We start from the raw sequence: 17,841 nt of genomic DNA, 5'->3' as shown, positions 1-17,841 counted from the left end.
GTCCGGCCTGTCCGGTTGTTAACGAACCGACCGCGCTCACTGTGCTGCCTCCAGGATATTGCCGCCATGTCCCAGCGCCGGACGCATGATCGCGCTCTCGGTGATCTCGTCGCCGGCGAGCTCGGCCACCAGCCGTCCGTCATAGAGAACGAGCACGCGGTCGCATTGATGGACGAGTTCGGGAATTTCGGTCGAATGCAGCAGGATCGAGCCGCCGGCCGCCACGTAGTCGCGCATCATCACGTAAAGCTCATGCTTGGTGCCCACATCGATGCCGCGGGTCGGATCGAAGAGCAGCAGGATGCGGCTTTCGGCAACCAGCCATTTGGCGATGGCGATCTTCTGCTGGTTGCCGCCGGAAAAGGCGCCGGCTCTTGTCCACAGCGCACGCTTGTCCACCTCGACCGTCGAGAAGGCCGCCTGCACGGCGCGTGCTTCCTCCTCCTCGCGGATCAAGCCGAGCCGGGTGAAGCGGCCGACCACCGGCAGCGATGCATTCTGCCGGCCCGACAATTTCAGGAACAGGCCTTCGGTCTTGCGATCCTCCGGCACCAGCCCGATCGCCATGTTGGGCCTCAGCGCATCGGCCGGCGAGCCGAGCCACACTTTGCGGCCGTCGACCATGACGTGGCCGCGTTCGATCTCGGCCATGCCGAAGCAGGCGAGGAACAGGTCCAGCTGGCCCATGCCCTGAAGTCCGGCGATGCCGAGGATTTCGCCCTTGCGCAGGTCGAAACTGGCGCCGTCGAGTTTTCTGCCCGCCTTGAGATCGCGCACGCCGAGCACCGGCGGACCGAAGACTGCCGCGCCCTCGGGCTTTGGCGGAAAGGTCTGCGCGAGGGCGCGGCCGATGATCTTCTCGATCACATCCTCGTCCGAGATGTCGGCCACCGGTGCGGTGACGATGTGGCGGCCATTCCGAAGGATGGTCAAGGTATCGCAGAAGGCCCGCACCTCACGCATGCGGTGGGTGATGAACACGACCGTCGTTCCGGCGGCCTTGAGCCGCGCGATGATTGTTCCCAGCCATTCGACGTCGCCGCCCGAAAGCGTCGAGGTCGGCTCGTCCAGCAGCAGGATGCGCGGCTTGCGGTAGACGGCGCGCGCGATCTCGATCTTCTGGCGGACCGCGAGATCGAGCGTCGCAACCTCGGCGTCGAGATCGACCGAAAAACCGAGATCGGCAATGTGCCGGCCGACTGCCTTGCGCGCGGCCGACCGCCTGATCAATCCGGTCGGGCCGGATGGCGCATAGGGCAGCAGCATATTGTCGAGAACGCTGAGGTCGCGGACCAGCGTCATCTCCTGGAACGCCGTCTGCACCCCGCGGTCGTGCGCGGCGCGCGGCGAACCGAGCGCGGCCGGCGCGCCAAGGATGCTGATCTGGCCCTGATCGGGCCGCACCAGTCCCGATAGGAGCTTGACCAGCGTCGACTTGCCGGCGCCGTTCTCACCCAGCAAAGCGTGCACGCTGCCAGGCGAGATCGCGAAGGAGACGTCGTCAAGCGCGACCGTCGCGCCAAACGCCTTGCGTATGCCGTTGACGGCAATAGCCGGCACATGCGTTGTTGAAGTCATCATTCCCGGTTCCGGCATGCCATGCTTGCGGGCGCGTGGAGCCCACAGTGCCCCACGCGCACGGATTGCTGAAGCCTACTCCTCGGGCTGGCCGACGAGCGCCGCGTTGAGGCCGATCTCGGGCGTCTGGTCGGAGAAGATCGACGCGAACCAGCCGGGGTTGGAAACCAGCGACGGTTTGAAGGTGTTGCATCCGGCCTTCATTTCGGCCCAGGTGCCCTCGTTGCAAAGCTTGCTCGTCTCGTTGGTGACGATCGGCAGCGGCAGGATTGTCGCTTTCGGCACATCCTTGCCCTCGATCGCCTCGATGGCGAGCTTCAAGGCGAGCGCGCCGGAATAGGGCGGCGAGGCATAGGAAATGCGCGGCGCGCCGAGCGGTGCATAGGGAGAAGCAGCACCCTCGACCTCCGTCCCTTCCGGCAGCATCTGGATGCGGCCGCCATTGGAGCCTTCACCGGCGCAAGGCAGAAGCTGGCTGGCTTTCCTGCCCGCCTCGAGCTGCATCGAATTGGCGGTGAAGCAGCCCACCTGCATCCACAGCCCGTTAATGTCGTCCCAGTTGCGCGTGGCCAGAATCTTGGAGAGTTCGGTGCGTGCCACCGCCTGGCTCCACATGCCGACCGCTTCGCCGACAATCTTGATGTCGGGATATTTGGCGAACACCGCCTTGGCGGCTTTCGTGCGCAGCTCGTCGACCGAGGTGCCGGGAACGCCGGTCACGGCGATGATGTTGCCCTTGCCGTTGAGCTTCTTGGCCAGCCATTCGGCTGTCACCCTGCCAGCCTCCTCCTGGTCGATATGGACATTGTAAGCGCATGGCTCGGTGATCTCGGCGTCGTAGGCGAAGACCTTGACCCCCTTCTCGCAAGCGTTCTTGACGACCTGGTTCAGCGCCGTCGGCGAGATCGGATAAATCACGATCGCCTCCGCTCCCGCCTGCACCATGGCGTTGATCTGCTGGATCTGGCGCTGCGCATTCGGCCCGGCCACCTGGACCTGCAGGTCGACCTTGTCGACCAGGCTCTTGTGCGAGGCCATCGCCTTGACCATGTTCGCCGCCTCGGCCTGCCAGTCATTGCCGATGAAGCTCATGCTGAGAAAAATCTTGTGTTTTTCAGCGGCCTCGGCCGCGGAGATGCCAAAAGCACAGGCAGCCATGCCGGCCAGCAGCGCAAGCCGCCGGGCTTTCAATCCGATACCCATATGAAACTCCTCCCGATCCGAACGATCGGATGCCTCCCAAGGGCACGAGACGTGACCTTGCCATCCGATATCGCAACCGTATCACCATTTGATCAAAGATCAATGATGAAATATGCTCATGACAAGGCGACGGCCGGGGTGCTTGACGCCGCAGCCGGAAGCCTGCATTCCGGATACGGGTTATGGCGCAGCTTGCGCGGGAAGGTTGAGGGGAGATGGCTGGAGCGGCGTTCAGAAAGCCGGGTGTCGAGATCGCGCCCCTGTCCAAGGAGACCTTGCAGGACAGGGTCTATCGCCATGTCACCGAATTGATCCTCGACGGCAGCATCGTGCCGGGCGAGATGGTAACGGTGCAAAGCCTTGCCGATGCTTTCGGCGTCAGTCCGATGCCGGTCAGGGAGGCCCTGCGGCGGCTGACCGCCGCCAACGCGCTGATGGTGGTTTCAGGCCGCTCGATCGGCATTCCCGCACTCAGCCGCACACGCCTCGTCGATCTGAGAAACGTCCGCTTCGAGATCGAAGCGATCGCCGCCGCATGGGCGGCCGAGCGTATGGACGACCAAGCTATCGCCCGGCTGCGCCAGCATCTGGACGCGCTCGAACAGGCCAATGCGGCGGGAGACGTCAAGTCCTATCTGCGCGCCAACTACGCCTTTCATTTCTCCATCTACCGGGCGGCCGGCTCCGAGAACATTCTCAACATCATCGAGAACTTGTGGCTGCAGATCAGTCCTTATTTCAACATGCTGCACGATTCCGGAAACTATTCGACCGCCAATGCGCACCATCAGGAGATGTTCGCTGCGTTGCGCGACCGGGACGCGGAAGCGGTCAAGGCCGCGGTCCGCGCCGACATCGACGCCGCCTTCGACGTTCTGGTCGGCCTGCTGAAATAGCACAAACGAAACTTCGTCGGCGCGAAGATCGAATTCGGCCTGCCGACGTGGCTTGGCACACCCCACCGTCGACTTCGCCCAAACGATCCGGCGCAGGCGCATCAGCCGGACGAACGCGTCCCCGTGTGTGATGGACGGCTCCTCTCGAAGGGTTGGCGCAGGCAAGGCGGGATTTTTCCCGTCAAGACAGTCGGCTCTAGAATTGCGACCCCAAATCAAGCTATGATGCACTTGGCATTTCCGGAGACGGCTTCGCGCCCCTGGAATGCCGGGAGGAACGGGACATGGCCTTCGCGCTTGTACTCGTTTTGATAGTTGTGGGCTCGGTGCTGTTCCACCTCCTGAGCCCATGGTGGTGGACGCCGATTGCCTCGAACTGGGACTATATCGACAACACCATCATCATAACTTTCTGGATCACCGGTGTCGTCTTTGCCGCCGTGGTTTTGTTCATGGCCTATTGCGTCTTCCGCTTCCGTCATCGGGAAGGCAATCAGGCGGCGTATGAACCGGAGAACAGGCGGCTCGAATCCTGGCTGACGGTTGTCACCGCGGTCGGCGTAACGGCTTTGCTGGTTCCCGGCCTGTTCGTCTGGAACCGGTTCGTCAACGTTCCGAGCGACGCAACCGTGGTCGAAGTTGTCGGCCAGCAATGGCAATGGAGTTTCCGCCTGCCCGGCAAGGACGGCAAGCTCGGCACGTCCGACACCCGCGGCGTCACCGCTGACAATCCGTTGGGCGTGATCACCAGCGATTCCAATGGCCAGGACGATGTCGTGGTCGAAGCGGCCGATCTGCATCTGCCGGTTGGCAAGCCGGTCAAGATGTTGCTTCGCTCGATCGACGTGCTGCATGATTTCTATGTGCCGGAATTCCGCGCCAAAATGGACATGATCCCGGGCTCGGTCACCTACTTCTGGTTCACCCCAACGAAAACCGGAACCTTCCAGGTCCTGTGCGCTGAACTCTGCGGCCAAGGACATCCGATGATGCACGGTGTGGTGATGGTCGATACGCAGGAGGATTACCTGGCGTGGCTTGGCCAGCAACAGACGTTTGCGCAATTGTCGGCGCCCCAGCAGACGGGCTCGGCAAGCCAGGCGTCGGGTCCAACGACGGTGTCAAGTTCGAGGATTGCAGCAAAGCTCGAAACCGTCGGGTCTCGCTAAAAAGGACACGGAGGTGTTCCTATGGTCGATATTACCCCTGCAGATGCCATCCCGCCGGCCGAAGTCGCGGAAGTCGAACTGTATCATCCGCACAGTTGGTGGACGAAATACGTCTTCTCGCAGGACGCCAAGGTCATTGCCATCCAGTATTCCGCGACGGCAACGGGAATTGGCCTGGTCGCCCTGGTGCTGTCCTGGCTGATGCGGCTGCAACTCGGCTTTCCCGGCACCTTCGACTTCATCACGCCTGAAGCCTACTACCAGTTCATCACCATGCACGGCATGATCATGGTGATCTATCTGCTCACGGCGCTGTTCCTCGGCGGTTTCGGCAACTACCTGATCCCATTGATGGTGGGGGCTCGCGACATGGTCTTTCCCTATGTCAACATGCTGAGCTACTGGATCTACCTGCTTGCCGTGCTGGTTTTGGTGTCGAGCTTCTTTGCGCCTGGCGGACCGACGGGGGCCGGCTGGACGCTGTACCCGCCGCAGGCAATCATGACCGGCACACCGGGGGGCCAGGACTGGGGCATCATCCTGATGCTCGTCTCACTGATCCTGTTCATCATCGGCTTCACCATGGGCGGGCTGAACTATGTCGTGACGGTGTTGCAGGGCCGCACGCGCGGCATGACGCTGATGCGTCTGCCGCTGACTGTCTGGGGCATCTTTACCGCGACCGTCATGGCTCTGCTCGCCTTCCCGGCGCTATTCGTCGCCTGTGTGATGATGCTGCTTGATCGGACGCTCGGCACCAGCTTCTTCATGCCGGCGATCGTCGAAATGGGCGAGCAATTACAGCATAATGGCGGCAGCCCGATCCTGTTTCAGCATCTGTTCTGGTTCTTCGGCCATCCCGAAGTCTACATCGTGGCCCTTCCGGCCTTCGGCATCGTGTCGGACCTGATCAGCACCCATGCGCGCAAGAACATCTTTGGCTATCGCATGATGGTCTGGGCCATCGTCGGCATCGGTGCGCTGAGCTTCGTCGTCTGGGCGCACCACATGTATGTCAGCGGCATGCATCCCTATTTCGGTTTCTTCTTCGCCACCACGACATTGATCATCGCGGTTCCGACCGCCATCAAGGTCTACAATTGGGTGCTGACATTGTGGCGCGGCGACATCCACCTCACCATACCGATGCTATTTGCCCTGGCTTTCATCGTCACCTTCGTCAATGGCGGGTTGACCGGGCTGTTCCTTGGCAATGTCGTGGTCGACGTCCCGCTGTCGGACACGATGTTCGTCGTTGCCCATTTCCATATGGTCATGGGGGTCGCGCCGATCATCGTGATCTTCGGTGCGATCTACCACTGGTATCCGAAGGTCACCGGCCGGATGCTGAACGAGGCGCTGGGCCGGTTCCATTTCTGGGTCACCTTCCTCGGCGCCTACCTGATTTTCTTTCCCATGCACTACCTCGGACTGATGGGCGTGCCCAGGCGTTACAATGAACTGACCGATATGACGGTGATGACAGAATCGGCCCACCATCTGAACTCGTTCATCAGCATCATGGCGTTCATCGTCGGCTTTGCCCAGATTGTGTTCCTGTTCAATCTGATCTGGAGCATCCGTCATGGCCGCGAGGCCGGCGGCAACCCGTGGCGGGCCACGACCCTCGAATGGCAGACGCCGCAAACACCGCCGGCCCATGGCAATTTCGGCAAGGAGCTGCCGATCGTCTATCGCTGGGCCTATGACTACAGCGTACCGGGCGCCAAGGAGGACTTCATCCCGCAAAACGTGCCGGGCTCCTTCGGTCCCTCCAAGGAGCCGGCATGAGCGTCATTCTGGTCTTCATGCTCGTGATCGCCGGCTTTGCCGGATGGTGGCTTTCCCACCAGCGGCTGATGACCAAGCCATGGCTCGAGCAAGGTATGGCCGGGGATTTTGTTGGTATGGAAGGATCGGCGCTGCCGACCGCCAAGATCGGCCTCGGCGTCTTCCTGGCGGTCGTCGGCTGTCTGTTCGCGCTGATCACCAGCGCCTACTTCATGCGCATGGCGCTGTCGGACTGGCAGGCGCTGCCGCTGCCGCGGCTGCTCTGGTTCAACACCGGCATGCTGGTCCTCAGCAGCATTGCGCTGCAATGCGCCTCGCTCGCGGCGCGCAAGGGTCAAATGGACATGGTTAGGCTCGGCCTTGCCACCGCCGGGTTCACGGCGCTCTCCTTCCTGATTGGACAGTTTATGGCCTGGCGCGAGCTGTCTGCCGATGGCTACTTTCTGGCTTCCAATCCGGCCAACAGTTTCTTCTACCTGCTTACCGGAATGCATGGCCTGCACATACTGGGCGGACTGGTGGGCCTGGGCAGAACAACCGTCGGCGCTTGGAACGGGGCAAGGCCGGCGCGGCTTCGCCTCAGCGTCGAGCTGTGCGCCATGTATTGGCATTTCCTGCTTTTCGTCTGGCTTGCCATCTTCGCGCTTCTGGCCGGCTGGGCCGCGACTTTCATCGATATTTGCCGGGGGTTACTGACGTAGGAGGAACGGGCGGATGGCAGAGACACTCACGCATATCGCTCAGACAGAGCCGCGGCCCGCAGGCTGGCAAGGCATCGCCGCCGACTGGTCCTCGGATCAGCGGGCGTTCAAGAACGTGTCATGGGGCAAGGCCATGATGTGGATCTTCCTGCTCAGCGACACCTTCATCTTCGGCTGCTTTCTGCTCTCCTATATGACCGCGCGCATTTCGACACGCGTGCCGTGGCCCAATCCCAGCGAGGTCTTTGCGCTTCGTATCGGCGGCTCGGATATTCCGCTGATCCTTATTGCCATCATGACTTTCGTGCTGATCTCAAGCAGCGGAACCATGGCCATGGCGGTCAATTTCGGCTATCGCCGCGACCGCCGCAAAACGGCAATCCTGATGCTTCTGACCGCAGCACTCGGTGCGACCTTTGTCGGTATGCAAGCCTTCGAATGGACCAAGCTGATCACCGAAGGCGTGCGGCCCTGGGGCAATCCCTGGGGCGCTGCCCAGTTCGGGTCAACCTTTTTCATGATCACCGGCTTCCACGGCACGCATGTGACAATCGGGGTGATCTTCCTGATCATCGTGGCGCGAAAGGTGTGGCGTGGAGATTTTGACTTTGGGCGGCCCGGCTTCTTTACCAGCCGCAGGGGCCGCTACGAGAACGTCGAGATCATGGGACTCTACTGGCATTTCGTCGACCTGGTCTGGGTCTTCATTTTCGCGTTCTTCTATCTTTGGTGAGAGGCAGATATGGCTGAAGCAACCGCAAACGGCCTCGGGCAACACACGCTGCACGCTACTCATGACGCGGCGACGACCGGCGCCCCCCCGGCAGAAGCTCATCAGGAGCACCCGATCAAGCTTTATCTGGTGGTCTGGGCATGGCTGTTCATTCTCAGCACCTGCTCCTATCTGATCGATTATTTCGGTCTGCACGGCTATCTCAGATGGTCGCTGATCCTGATCTTCATGATCCTCAAGGCAGGGCTCATCGTCGCCATTTTCATGCACATGGCCTGGGAACGGCTGGCGCTGACATACGCAATCATCCTGCCGCCCGTGCTGGTGTTGGTATTCGTGGCGATGATGGTCTTTGAAGCGGATTACACGCTTCTCACCCGGATGGCGTTTTTCGGGGCTGGGCCCTGACGCCAAATCGGAGTTCAGACCTTGTCGATGGCCGATCAGGATTCCGACGATGCTGCGGGCGGTCCGGTGCCGCCACCCTCGCTTTGAAACAATCGACGGTTGGGCCATCTTTATTCATACCGAAACGACGGAAGCGAAATGATTGCCGCGTTTTGACCTGCGTCGCGAACTCAGCAAGGGACGCCCAAAATGACAATCGCAAACAAACTGAAGGACTATATCGACCGGAAAGGGATTTCCTACGATACTGTCGCGCATCATCGCACGGCCACAAGCAGGCAGGCCGCCATAGCCGCGCACGTGCCCGGCAGCATAATGGCCAAATCGGTGCTCGTTCACCACGATCTGGGTTATGCGCTGGCCGTGGTCCCCAGCACACATAGGATCGAGCTCGGCGCGTTGCAGAAGGTCATGGACAAGAATCTTGGACTCGCCACCGAAGATGAAGCGGTTTCGCTCTTTGGCGATTGCGATACCGGCGCCATTCCGCCGATCGGCGCGGCCTACGATGTGCCGGTAGTCCTTGACGAAAGCCTTGGCGGTGCCGCCGATATCTATTTCGAGGGCGGCGATCACAGGACGCTGGTGCGTGTCAGCGGCAAGGATTTCCGTAACCTGACTGTGGGCGCCCACCAGGCCCGCTTCAGCCATCCGGCTTACTGAAGCCGGAAAGGGCTCTGATCAACCTGCACGCACCGGTCCTTGCCGGCGCGGCAGGGAGTTCATCGAGGCGCCGGTCCGGCCGTCGGCGGCGGTTCCACGACCTTGCGGTAGACATGCCAGGTAGCGTGACCGAGGATCGGCAGCACGACCGCCAACCCCGCGAATACTGGCAGCGTGCCGATGATCAGGGCGACGGCGACAATCAGGCCCCATACCGCCATCACGATCGGGTTCGCCAGCACCACGCGCACCGAGGTGTGGATGGCTTCATAGGCGCCGACATCTCGCTCGAGCAACAACGGGAAGGCGACGACCGTCGTGCACAGCACGATCGCAGCGAAGACGAAGCCGATGGCGTGCCCCAGGATGATGAGCGTCCAGCCGCGTCCTGTGGCGAATATGTCATTGATGAAGCTGGAGAAGGATTGCGGTGGGGCGGGGCCGAACAGGTGTTGGTAAAACGCCTGCGCAGTCAAAAGCCAGGCGATGAAGATTGCAAGCAGCATGATCGCAACCGCGGCGATGGCTGGCAGCGCCGGAGAATTCCTGACCTCGAAGGCGGCCCTCCATGAGGCGTCTAGCCCGGCTTCCCGTCGCCGGCTGATCTCATAGAGGCCGATTGCGGCGAATGGACCAATTAGCGCAAATCCGGACACGAGCGGAAACAACAATGGGAGCGTGTTATTGCCTGATGTCCAGACTGCAAGCACGACCCCCGCAAGCGGGTAGATCAGGCAGAGAAAAATGATGTGCGACGGTTTGACCATGAAATCGTCGACGCCGCGCCTGAGCGCATCGAAAAGGTCGGTGACACCGATCTTGCGAATTCTGGTGTGCTCCAGCGTCTCGCTGGCGCCTGCTATGACGTGAAAGCTTGCCATGACCATTCCTCCAGACAGGTCTGGTAAGGCCGCGGTTTCACGGTGCTGCCGTTCTGCATGACTGGCCACGCAAACCGCGACCTGCACCAGGATCAATATACTCTCATGCGAGCGACTTGTCGCGCTTTGTAAGAAGGTTGGGTAAGAAGGCCCGGTCGCCTGGCTAGCTCTGGACGCCTTTCTTCGATATTCTCCTCAAGTCGAAGGTGAAGGGTCATGGACGGAAGGACAGTTCTCATACTCGGCCTTGGCGTCGTTGTTCTGCTGCTGCTGGGTTTTTGCGCACTGCCGACGTAATGTTTTGCGCCGGCGTCAACGGACGGCTGATGCGATCGTACGCATTACAGTAGTGTCGGCAAGTAACGTTGCAAAGATCGCGAACAGGTAGAAAATCGAATAAGAAAACAACGCCTTTGCTTGCTTCATCTCCTTGTCGGGGATGGTGAGCACCTTGCAGGCGCGCCAGACGAATCCCGCACCCAAGACGGTCGAGACAGTCCCGTAATATCCGCTCGCGAATCCAAAGGCCCAGGGAAGCACGCCGATTGGCGCCAGAACCAGCGAATAGGCCAAGATTTGCTTTCTGGTCGAGGGTTGGCCAGCCACGTTCGGCATCATGGGGACGCCCGCCGCGGCGTACTCTCCGACCTTGAACAGGGCTAGCGCCCAGAAATGCGGTGGTGTCCAGAGGAAAATGATCAGGAACAGAATGATGCTTTCAATGCCGATGGCGCCGGTGGCAGCAGCCCACCCGATCACCGGAGGAAGAGCGCCTGCCGCGCCACCTATGACGATGTTCTGCGGTGTCGAGCGTTTCAGCCAGATCGTATAGATGACGACGTAGAAGAAGATGGTGAATGCCAGCAGCGATGCGGCAAGCCACCCCACCAGCACGCCGAGCACCGTCACCGAAAGTGCGGAAAGCACCAGACCGAAGCCGAGGGCTTCGCCTGGCGCGACGCGGCCCGACGGGATTGGCCGCTTGGACGTGCGAGACATCAACGCATCTATGTCCGCGTCGTACCACATGTTGAGCGCCCCGGCCGCGCCTGCTCCCATCGCAATCGCACTGATGGCGATCACCGCGATGACCGGATTCGTCGGGCCAGGCGCCGTCATTAGGCCCACGAAAGCAGTGAATACGGCAAGCGCCATGACCCGCGGTTTTAAAAGCGCGAAGAAATCACCCGCCGTCGCTTCCGGAAGGCGGATGACGATATCCTTGAGGCGGCTTTCCCTAGTCGACATCTCAGACCGATGGAAGCAAGAAACCTAGGCCATGATCCCGAACCGAAGGCACGCGTGAGCGAAATTGAAACCCGGTTTTTGCTTACGCGGCCCCTTCGGGTTCGGACGAGATCACGGCGAACGAGAGGATAGACGCATGGCGGAGGAGAAAGTCACTTGGAGAACGTTTTCAAATAGGCGATGACGTTGGTCACGTCTGCATCGTTCTTGAGGCCGGGAAACGCCATCTTGGTGCCTTTGACCATAGCCTTGGGATCGTGAAGATAGGTCATCAGTGTTGGTTCGTCCCATTTGACGCCGGATTTGCCGGCCGCAATCATGGCGTCGGAATATTTGAAACCGGGATGCGTACCGGCAGTGCGGCCGATGACGCCGTGCAGCGATGGACCGATCTTGTTCTTGTCCTCGTCCGCAATGTGGCAGGCCTTGCATTTGGTGAAGACCTTCTCGCCAGCCGCAGTATCCTGAGCCTGCGATGGATTGGCGACGAAGGTTGCAACAAACACGACGGCGAAAAATGCGGCTAAGCGCATGACTTTTTCCTCCCTGATCGTCAAATGCGCCTGAGACGATCTGGTATAAGCCAGCATCGCCAGCGAAGCGCCTTGTACGGCAGAACAGATTGTCCACTTCTCCCATATGAAATTGCGGCCTCTATATACCACGGAATCTGGCCGGCAGGTAGAAGAGGTCGACCTACAAAGGTTTAGGTTGTCCGCAGCGGATCAAGGCATAGCAGTGTTGCAGCTGCCGGCGAGCTGGCTGACCGCTTCATCAAATCCGGTCAGATCGAAATCGGCGTGGCCCCGCCCCGACAGCAGCCCGAAGCGCCACGAAAGCTGGAGCCGGTTCGCGGCGGTAAGGCGCTTTATGCCGTCGGCGCCATCGCGCACCAGCATGCGGCCGCGCGGGCCGACCAACCAGCTCTCGTCGAACTTGTTGTCGCCGTCGACGGTGACCGACATGGTGATCTTGCGATTGGCCGAGACGGTGTCGTTCAATTGCAACCATTCGGTCCAGCGCGGTTGGCTGTCCGGGCGGCAGGCGATGGTCAGGATCGGGCTATAGCTCAGGGCGCCACCGCCGGTGATCAGCTTGTTGGTGGCATGGACCGAAGCCGTGACAAGGCCGTCATCGTCCGTGCCGATGCGCCAGGTGCCGGCATCGGCCTGGGCGAAATCGCAGGCAAGGGCCAGGACGATCGCCAAGGCGACGACGCGTCGCGTTTCGAAGAATAGGCTCAACCGCCCCTCCAACAACCCTGTGGTTTGCAGCAGGAGCGCAGATAGTGATCAATGCTTGGTATCGACAATGGTCACCGTCCGCGAAACGGATTGGCTGTTGCAGTTTCGCAACGAAAAAGGCCGCCTCGAGGGGCGGCCTTCGTCAGTTCCATCAACTCGGGATTTACTCGGCGTCCTTGGCGGCCTTTTTCTTCGGCGCTGCCTTCTTCTTCGGCTCTTCCGCGTCGTCGCTCTTCTTGTCTTCAGTCTTCTTCGACGCGGCCTTCTTCGCCGGCTTTGCCTTGGTCGCCGTCTCGGCTTCCTCGTCGTCGGCCATCAGCTCTTCCTTGCTGACCTTGACGTCGGTAACCGAGATCTGCCCGAGCAGGTGATCGACCACCTTCTCCTCGAACATTGGCGCGCGCAGCGCGTTCAGCGCCTCGGGATTGTTGCGGTAGAACTCGAAGGCTTCCTGCTGCTGGTTGGCCGGGAAGCGACGAACCTGCTCGAACAGGCCGCGCTGCAATTCCTCGTCCGACACGGTGACCCCGGCCTTCTCGCCGATCTCGGCCAGCACAAGACCAAGGCGCACGCGGCGCTCGGCGAGCCGCATATATTCGGCGCGCGCTTCTTCCTCGGTCGTCTCTTCATCGGCGAAGGTGCGGCCGGCCGCTTCCAGATCGCGGTTGACCTGCGCCCAGATGTTATTGAACTCGGCCTCGACAAGCCTCGAAGGCGCCTCGAACGAGTAAGCCGCGTCAAGCTGGTCGAGCAGCTGGCGCTTGACCTTCTGGCGCGTCATCGAGCCGAACTGGCTCTCGATCTGGCCACGCACCACATCGCGCAGGCGCTCCAGCGATTCCAGGCCGAGGTTCTTGGCGGTCTCATCGTTGATTTCGAGTTCGCCCGGCTTGGACACTTCTTTGACCGTGACGTCGAAAGTCGCTTCCTTGCCGGCCAGATGCGCCGCCTGGTAGTTTTCCGGGAAGGTCACGGTGACCTGCTTTTCATCGCCGGCCTTGGCGCCGATGAGCTGATCCTCGAAGCCCGGAATGAATTCCTTGGAGCCAAGCACCAGCGGCTGATCCGTGCCGGCGCCGCCGGCAAAGGCCTCGCCGTCGATCTTGCCGACATAGTCGATCGTGACGCGGTCGCCTTCGGCCGCCTTGCCGGTCTTCGGCTCGTAGCTGCGCGCCGATTCGGCGACGCGCTTGACCTGCTCGTCAATCTCCGCGTCAGGGACGTCGAACACCTGGCGCGTCACCTTGATGTCGGAAAAATCCTTGATCTCGATGGGCGGGATGATCTCGTAGTTAAGGCGGAATTCGAAGTCGGCGCCGCCGGCCAGGATCTTCTCGGCTTCCTTCTCGTCCTCGGTCATGATGACTTCGGGCTGCATGGCGGCTTTTTCGCCGCGGCCCGAAATGATCGACCGGGTCGAATCGTTGAGGATCTCGTTGACCACTTCGGCCATGAACGACTTGCCATAGACCTTGCGCAGGTGCTGCACCGGCACCTTGCCGGGACGGAAGCCGTTGATGCGAACCTTGTTCCTGGCGTCCGTCAGCCGCGCCATCAGCTTGGCTTCCATGTCACCAGCCGGCACGGTGATCTTGATCTCGCGCTTGAGACCGGAATTGAGTGTTTCGGTGACCTGCATCGTAAAACCTTTGTTTTCACCAATGAGGCTGCCAAACGGCTCTCTGCCGTTCACAGCCTGCCGGTATAATCTTGCCGGGAATGGCTTTTGGTACGGAACCTGGCGATTTGACCTGAAATACGGCTCAAACTCTTCCAAACTGCGTTCCAAAATGTGAATAAGTCTTTGTTTTTCCTACTTCTTATCACATTTTGCAGAAGCGGATCGTCGCGTCCCGTCACATTCGACACGCCTTTTGTCACAGGCGAGGCCAATTTTCAACCATCTTCGCGTTTAGGCGAATAACCATCATTTCGGCCCTGACATTGACAGAATGATGGCTAATGGGATCGCCAGACCGTGCGGGCGTGACGGAATTGCCAGACCCTCAGGTCGCGGCTGGCGGCTGCCGCGATATTCAAAGGACGATGCGGTATTCCACCTCACTCCCAAGACCTCGACAAGGCCGCCGAGGCTCTGCTACAGCCCGCCCGAGGCGCGTGTGGTGGAACTGGTAGACACAGCAGGTTTAGGTCCTGCCGCCGCAAGGCTTGGGGGTTCGAGTCCCTTCACGCGCACCACTGCCGGCATGGCATCGGATAGTCCACTAGCGCACAGGCGCTGGCAGGAAATCAGGACACTGCCTAGGCGAGCTTCTTGATACGTCCCTTGTCGAGGCGGAAGATGCCATCGTTACCGCCTTGGCGCTGGAAATCATCCTGCAATTCGTCCCATGTGCCAAGATACTGACCGCAGTCGTCGCACCGGATGCCCGTCGAAGGTTCGGCATCGGCAGGAATCCGCAGCCTTATCGTGCCGCAAAAAGGACACTCCAACTGGTGATCCAAGTACCCGGTCGCCATGGGCTTTCCATCTTTCTGAATGCCACCGCCAGCGTCGAGAATATACCTACCACGCAACACAATCCAGTGGCGAGACGCTAGCGCCGTAAAGGACGCCCCTGAGGTCGATTAGACGTAAGCTTCCAAGGCTTGAGCCTTCGAGGCCGCACCGCCCTCCCCGTTCAAGCTATGGATGGCAGCCCACCCCTGCACACCTTAATATAGAGGCTCCTGAAACAGCGTCTTGTCGCCGTCCACCAGCGCCTTGATCTGGGCGGTGCCGTCGCTGGCCAGTGCAAGACGGATCCCGAACGGGCGTACCCGCATGTCGTTCTGAATTGCCATCCCCTCGCCTTCCGGCAGGTAGAACCGTTCGATGCCGTAATCCGGCGCGATCGTCAGTCCCTCGCCGCGAAGATCCCAGCCTCCGGCGACATGACCGCGAATATCGGCCTCGTCGGCACCGGTCGGTGTCGGCGCCGCGCCGAACCACGCGGCGCTCGGCGTCCAGTAGCCGTCGGCGTTCTTCTTCAGACGGACGACGATCGAGGTGTCGTCGCTGGAAAGTTTTCCGGCCGGGATGTTGGCGATCATCTTCACCGGTATGCGCGAGATGTCGTAGCCGAGGATGATATAGTCGCCGCGCAGCAGGTCGCGCGGATCGACAGGCTCGATCTTCAGCAGCACTTCCTTGCCGCTGCGCAGGATCGCCGCCCGGCCGGCGATGATCCAACCCAGAAAGCCGATCTGGACGAGCGCCAGCACCAGCGCCAAGATGACGAGCCTCTTTCCGGTCATCATGCCGTGGCTCCTCCGGTGGCCGGATCCTTCATGCGTTTCTCCACGCGGATGATAACGATCGCCAGGATGCCAAGCAGCACCGCCGCGGCAAGGAAGAAGCCGGCGGTGTCGAGCATCGACTGCAAGGTCACGACATAGATCATGGCGAGTTCGAAGGCGAAGCCGAGATAGGCAAGCCAGCGCAGGCCACGGCTCTCGCGCCCCGCGAGCACAATGGCGGCAACAATGCCGGCCAGCGCGACGACCGAAGCAATGGCGAAGCCTCTGTCGTAGCTGCTTTCGCCGGCCAGTTCGAACTGGATGATGGCCAGTCCAGTGAGGAAGCCAAGCAGAGCATGCAGCGGCAAGCGGCCGCCAAGCTGCACGATCCGGTCGACCGGTTCCGGCGCGAAGACGGAAGCCACGAACAACAATACCGATACGATGACCAGCGGGATCGCCACCGGCAGCGTCTCGTGATCCACGGCGACCAGCACAAGATAGAAGAGCAGCGACAGGATGATCAGGTGCCGCGCCGCCTGGCTGCGGGTCCAGAACGAGACGGCAAACAGCACAGCCGCCATGACGAGGAAGAGATGCGGAAATTCGCTGCGATTGAAATAGTCGAACCCTTTCAGGAACAGCCAGGCGTCGGCGATGCCGACCGCGGCGACGGTCAGCGGGTTGGACCGCAGCGCCACCGCCGCCAATGCGGTGCCGGCGCCCCAGGTGATCAAGGCCGAGGCCTCGTCGCCCGACAGATGGTACATCTGGCCGATCAGCGCGATCGAACCGCCGAAAGCCGCCGCCGCCACGATCCACAACGCCTCGCCGATCGCCGCGTGGTCGCGGGTTTTCAGCACCGCACCGCCGACATAGCCGCCAAGGATGACGGCAAAGAGCGCGGCAACGCGCGCCAGCCGCGGGATGGCTTCCCAGTTGGCGGCGACGAAGATCAGGATGGCCGCGCCGAACAGCAGCGCCGCCATCATCGCCAGGATCGAACCGAAGCTCAACGACTGGCGCGCGTTGATCTCGACGTCGCGCCGCAATGCATCGGCCGTCGGGGCGTCGATCAGCCCGGCCTCAAGCCATCGCGCAATGTCCGACCTGACCCGTGTCGCGTAGCCCGGCATACCTTCCCCCGCTGCTTGGTCGGTTTTTCAGCTGGAGCTGCCAAACCGTTGACGTCACGGCACTTTCTGATTCTGGCTTCTTTGTGTCAGGTCCGCGAAGGCTTGTTAATGTTGCATTGCACAATTTGCATTGCTGCCATGCAGCCATAGCGCTTTTAAATCGATATGGGCCCGCCTATTTATGGTTTGTACACAAACGGAATGATCCGCAAGAAAAGACGAAACGAGCAATACCATGAACCTGATCCGCAACTACCGCAACTGGCGCCGCTACCGGGACACCGTTTCCGAGCTGAGCCGCCTGAGCAACCGTGAACTGACCGACCTCGGCATCAGCCGCAGCGACATTCCTTACGTCGCTCGCAAGGCGGTCTAATCCTTCGGACCGCGAATGGTCCGAACCAGTTTTGAGAAGAGCATGACAATGAACCTGATCCGCAACTATCGTAACTGGCGCGTTTATCGCGAGACGGTTACCGAGCTGGGTCGCCTTTCCAACCGCCAGCTGCATGATCTCGGCATCGTCCGCGACGAAATCAAGATCGTCGCCCGCCAGGCGATCTAACAACGGAATTTCGCCAGGGTCGACCTCCTCCCCGATCCTGACGAATACGGTCACCCCTTACCTCCTCCCAAGGGTTGACCACCAAAACGGCGCCCGCCGCACCTCCTCCCGCGGCGGGCGTTGTTTCCCGGAGCAAAACGAGTTTTGCTCCAGAGGCTTCGCCCCTCTTCAAAATGGCGAAAAGAATTTCGTCAAAGCCGACCTCCTCCCCGGCGATGACGGATAGGCCCGACCTTCACCTCCTCCCGAAGGTTGGCCACCCAAACGGCGCCCGCCGCACCTCCTCCCGCGGCGGGCGTTGTTTCCCCGGAGCAAAACGAATTTTGCTCCAGAGGCTTCGCCCCTTTTCAAACGGCGAAAGGAATTTCGTCAAAGCCGACCTCCT

19 protein-coding genes and 1 tRNA gene are annotated in these 17,841 nt (G+C 60.8%); 10 read left to right on the top strand and 10 right to left on the bottom strand.

Annotated features, from left to right (window positions below):
• Window positions 1-36: 36 nt before the first annotated feature.
• On the bottom strand, window positions 37-1,578 hold the full coding sequence (locus FJ490_RS13285) for a sugar ABC transporter ATP-binding protein (RefSeq protein ID WP_140728996.1): 1,542 nt from the start codon (window positions 1,576-1,578) through the stop codon (window positions 37-39).
• Between the two features lie 75 nt (window positions 1,579-1,653).
• The gene (locus tag FJ490_RS13280; RefSeq protein ID WP_140728907.1) at window positions 1,654-2,781 is read right to left on the bottom strand and encodes a sugar ABC transporter substrate-binding protein; all 1,128 of its coding nucleotides are present in this window, start codon (window positions 2,779-2,781) and stop codon (window positions 1,654-1,656) included.
• 215 nt (window positions 2,782-2,996) lie between these two features.
• Between FJ490_RS13280 and FJ490_RS13275 the strand changes: the two genes are divergently transcribed.
• The 7 genes from FJ490_RS13275 (at window position 2,997) to FJ490_RS13245 (ending at window position 9,142) form a co-directional block, all read left to right on the top strand.
• Window positions 2,997-3,677 (top strand): GntR family transcriptional regulator, encoded by a 681-nt coding sequence (locus FJ490_RS13275; RefSeq protein ID WP_140495796.1) that lies wholly within the window; start codon window positions 2,997-2,999, stop codon window positions 3,675-3,677.
• 284 nt (window positions 3,678-3,961) lie between these two features.
• Window positions 3,962-4,846 carry a cytochrome c oxidase subunit II gene (coxB, locus tag FJ490_RS13270; protein ID WP_140495795.1) on the top strand — a complete coding sequence of 295 codons (885 nt, stop codon included), beginning with the start codon at window positions 3,962-3,964 and terminating at the stop codon, window positions 4,844-4,846.
• A gap of 21 nt (window positions 4,847-4,867) precedes the next feature.
• Window positions 4,868-6,637, top strand: coding sequence for a cytochrome c oxidase subunit I (gene ctaD / locus FJ490_RS13265; protein WP_140665108.1), 1,770 nt, complete (start codon window positions 4,868-4,870; stop codon window positions 6,635-6,637).
• Window positions 6,634-7,338, top strand: a complete 705-nt coding sequence (locus FJ490_RS13260) for a cytochrome c oxidase subunit 3 (protein WP_140728908.1) — start codon at window positions 6,634-6,636, stop codon at window positions 7,336-7,338. The genes ctaD and FJ490_RS13260 overlap by 4 nt, the downstream gene beginning before the upstream one ends.
• Before the next feature lie 13 nt (window positions 7,339-7,351).
• A complete protein-coding gene (locus FJ490_RS13255) occupies window positions 7,352-8,071 on the top strand; it encodes a heme-copper oxidase subunit III family protein (protein WP_140495792.1) in 720 nt (239 codons plus the stop codon).
• Window positions 8,072-8,080: 9 nt separating this feature from the next.
• The gene (locus FJ490_RS13250) at window positions 8,081-8,479 is read left to right on the top strand and encodes a cytochrome C oxidase subunit IV family protein (RefSeq protein ID WP_140728909.1); all 399 of its coding nucleotides are present in this window, start codon (window positions 8,081-8,083) and stop codon (window positions 8,477-8,479) included.
• A 189-nt stretch (window positions 8,480-8,668) separates the two neighbouring features.
• Complete coding sequence (locus FJ490_RS13245) at window positions 8,669-9,142, top strand: aminoacyl-tRNA deacylase (RefSeq protein ID WP_140728910.1); 474 nt, start codon at window positions 8,669-8,671, stop codon at window positions 9,140-9,142.
• A 59-nt stretch (window positions 9,143-9,201) separates the two neighbouring features.
• Here the strand turns inward: FJ490_RS13245 and FJ490_RS13240 are convergent, their stop codons facing one another.
• The 5 genes from FJ490_RS13240 to tig form a co-directional block, all read right to left on the bottom strand.
• Entirely contained in the window at window positions 9,202-10,023 is an 822-nt protein-coding gene (locus tag FJ490_RS13240) for a DUF2189 domain-containing protein (protein ID WP_140517100.1), read from the bottom strand.
• A 312-nt stretch (window positions 10,024-10,335) separates the two neighbouring features.
• On the bottom strand, window positions 10,336-11,271 hold the full coding sequence (locus FJ490_RS13235) for a heme o synthase (protein ID WP_140495788.1): 936 nt from the start codon (window positions 11,269-11,271) through the stop codon (window positions 10,336-10,338).
• A 152-nt stretch (window positions 11,272-11,423) separates the two neighbouring features.
• Complete coding sequence (locus FJ490_RS13230) at window positions 11,424-11,804, bottom strand: cytochrome c family protein (protein WP_140495787.1); 381 nt, start codon at window positions 11,802-11,804, stop codon at window positions 11,424-11,426.
• A gap of 192 nt (window positions 11,805-11,996) precedes the next feature.
• Window positions 11,997-12,515, bottom strand: coding sequence for a hypothetical protein (locus FJ490_RS13225; protein ID WP_140728911.1), 519 nt, complete (start codon window positions 12,513-12,515; stop codon window positions 11,997-11,999).
• A gap of 163 nt (window positions 12,516-12,678) precedes the next feature.
• On the bottom strand, window positions 12,679-14,154 hold the full coding sequence (gene tig, locus FJ490_RS13220) for a trigger factor (protein WP_140495785.1): 1,476 nt from the start codon (window positions 14,152-14,154) through the stop codon (window positions 12,679-12,681).
• Window positions 14,155-14,629: 475 nt separating this feature from the next.
• Between tig and FJ490_RS13215 the strand changes: the two genes are divergently transcribed.
• A tRNA-Leu gene (locus FJ490_RS13215) sits at window positions 14,630-14,714 on the top strand.
• Window positions 14,715-14,777: 63 nt separating this feature from the next.
• Here FJ490_RS13215 and FJ490_RS13210 read toward each other — a convergent pair.
• From FJ490_RS13210 to FJ490_RS13200, 3 genes are all read right to left on the bottom strand, one after another.
• Complete coding sequence (locus FJ490_RS13210) at window positions 14,778-14,996, bottom strand: hypothetical protein (protein ID WP_140495784.1); 219 nt, start codon at window positions 14,994-14,996, stop codon at window positions 14,778-14,780.
• Between the two features lie 195 nt (window positions 14,997-15,191).
• Window positions 15,192-15,776 (bottom strand): GDYXXLXY domain-containing protein, encoded by a 585-nt coding sequence (locus FJ490_RS13205; protein ID WP_140495783.1) that lies wholly within the window; start codon window positions 15,774-15,776, stop codon window positions 15,192-15,194.
• Window positions 15,773-16,891 (bottom strand): DUF2157 domain-containing protein, encoded by a 1,119-nt coding sequence (locus FJ490_RS13200; RefSeq protein WP_140495782.1) that lies wholly within the window; start codon window positions 16,889-16,891, stop codon window positions 15,773-15,775. Before FJ490_RS13200 ends, FJ490_RS13205 begins: the two co-directional genes overlap by 4 nt.
• 235 nt (window positions 16,892-17,126) lie before the next feature.
• On the opposite strand from FJ490_RS13200, the gene FJ490_RS13195 reads away from it, so the two are divergent.
• Window positions 17,127-17,267, top strand: coding sequence for a DUF1127 domain-containing protein (locus FJ490_RS13195; protein WP_013531315.1), 141 nt, complete (start codon window positions 17,127-17,129; stop codon window positions 17,265-17,267).
• Window positions 17,268-17,315: 48 nt separating this feature from the next.
• Window positions 17,316-17,456 (top strand): DUF1127 domain-containing protein, encoded by a 141-nt coding sequence (locus tag FJ490_RS13190; RefSeq protein ID WP_140495781.1) that lies wholly within the window; start codon window positions 17,316-17,318, stop codon window positions 17,454-17,456.
• The last annotated feature ends 385 nt before the right edge of the window (window positions 17,457-17,841 follow it).

Source organism: Mesorhizobium sp. B2-5-11 (assembly GCF_006440835.1).
Lineage (GTDB): Bacteria > Pseudomonadota > Alphaproteobacteria > Rhizobiales > Rhizobiaceae > Mesorhizobium.
This window is presented reverse-complemented; position numbering and strand designations above follow the sequence as displayed.

Excerpts from the sequence above, each read along its gene's own strand:
- FJ490_RS13285 (WP_140728996.1), bottom strand. The coding sequence starts at position 1,578 with ATGACTTCAACAACGCATGTGCCGGCTATTGCCGTCAACGGCATACGC.
- FJ490_RS13280 (WP_140728907.1), bottom strand. The coding sequence starts at position 2,781 with ATGGGTATCGGATTGAAAGCCCGGCGGCTTGCGCTGCTGGCCGGCATG.
- FJ490_RS13275 (WP_140495796.1), top strand. The coding sequence starts at position 2,997 with ATGGCTGGAGCGGCGTTCAGAAAGCCGGGTGTCGAGATCGCGCCCCTG.
- coxB (WP_140495795.1), top strand. The coding sequence starts at position 3,962 with ATGGCCTTCGCGCTTGTACTCGTTTTGATAGTTGTGGGCTCGGTGCTG.
- ctaD (WP_140665108.1), top strand. The coding sequence starts at position 4,868 with ATGGTCGATATTACCCCTGCAGATGCCATCCCGCCGGCCGAAGTCGCG.
- FJ490_RS13260 (WP_140728908.1), top strand. The coding sequence starts at position 6,634 with ATGAGCGTCATTCTGGTCTTCATGCTCGTGATCGCCGGCTTTGCCGGA.
- FJ490_RS13255 (WP_140495792.1), top strand. The coding sequence starts at position 7,352 with ATGGCAGAGACACTCACGCATATCGCTCAGACAGAGCCGCGGCCCGCA.
- FJ490_RS13250 (WP_140728909.1), top strand. The coding sequence starts at position 8,081 with ATGGCTGAAGCAACCGCAAACGGCCTCGGGCAACACACGCTGCACGCT.
- FJ490_RS13245 (WP_140728910.1), top strand. The coding sequence starts at position 8,669 with ATGACAATCGCAAACAAACTGAAGGACTATATCGACCGGAAAGGGATT.
- FJ490_RS13240 (WP_140517100.1), bottom strand. The coding sequence starts at position 10,023 with ATGGCAAGCTTTCACGTCATAGCAGGCGCCAGCGAGACGCTGGAGCAC.
- FJ490_RS13235 (WP_140495788.1), bottom strand. The coding sequence starts at position 11,271 with ATGTCGACTAGGGAAAGCCGCCTCAAGGATATCGTCATCCGCCTTCCG.
- FJ490_RS13230 (WP_140495787.1), bottom strand. The coding sequence starts at position 11,804 with ATGCGCTTAGCCGCATTTTTCGCCGTCGTGTTTGTTGCAACCTTCGTC.
- tig (WP_140495785.1), bottom strand. The coding sequence starts at position 14,154 with ATGCAGGTCACCGAAACACTCAATTCCGGTCTCAAGCGCGAGATCAAG.
- FJ490_RS13210 (WP_140495784.1), bottom strand. The coding sequence starts at position 14,996 with ATGGCGACCGGGTACTTGGATCACCAGTTGGAGTGTCCTTTTTGCGGC.
- FJ490_RS13205 (WP_140495783.1), bottom strand. The coding sequence starts at position 15,776 with ATGATGACCGGAAAGAGGCTCGTCATCTTGGCGCTGGTGCTGGCGCTC.
- FJ490_RS13200 (WP_140495782.1), bottom strand. The coding sequence starts at position 16,891 with ATGCCGGGCTACGCGACACGGGTCAGGTCGGACATTGCGCGATGGCTT.
- FJ490_RS13195 (WP_013531315.1), top strand. The coding sequence starts at position 17,127 with ATGAACCTGATCCGCAACTACCGCAACTGGCGCCGCTACCGGGACACC.
- FJ490_RS13190 (WP_140495781.1), top strand. The coding sequence starts at position 17,316 with ATGAACCTGATCCGCAACTATCGTAACTGGCGCGTTTATCGCGAGACG.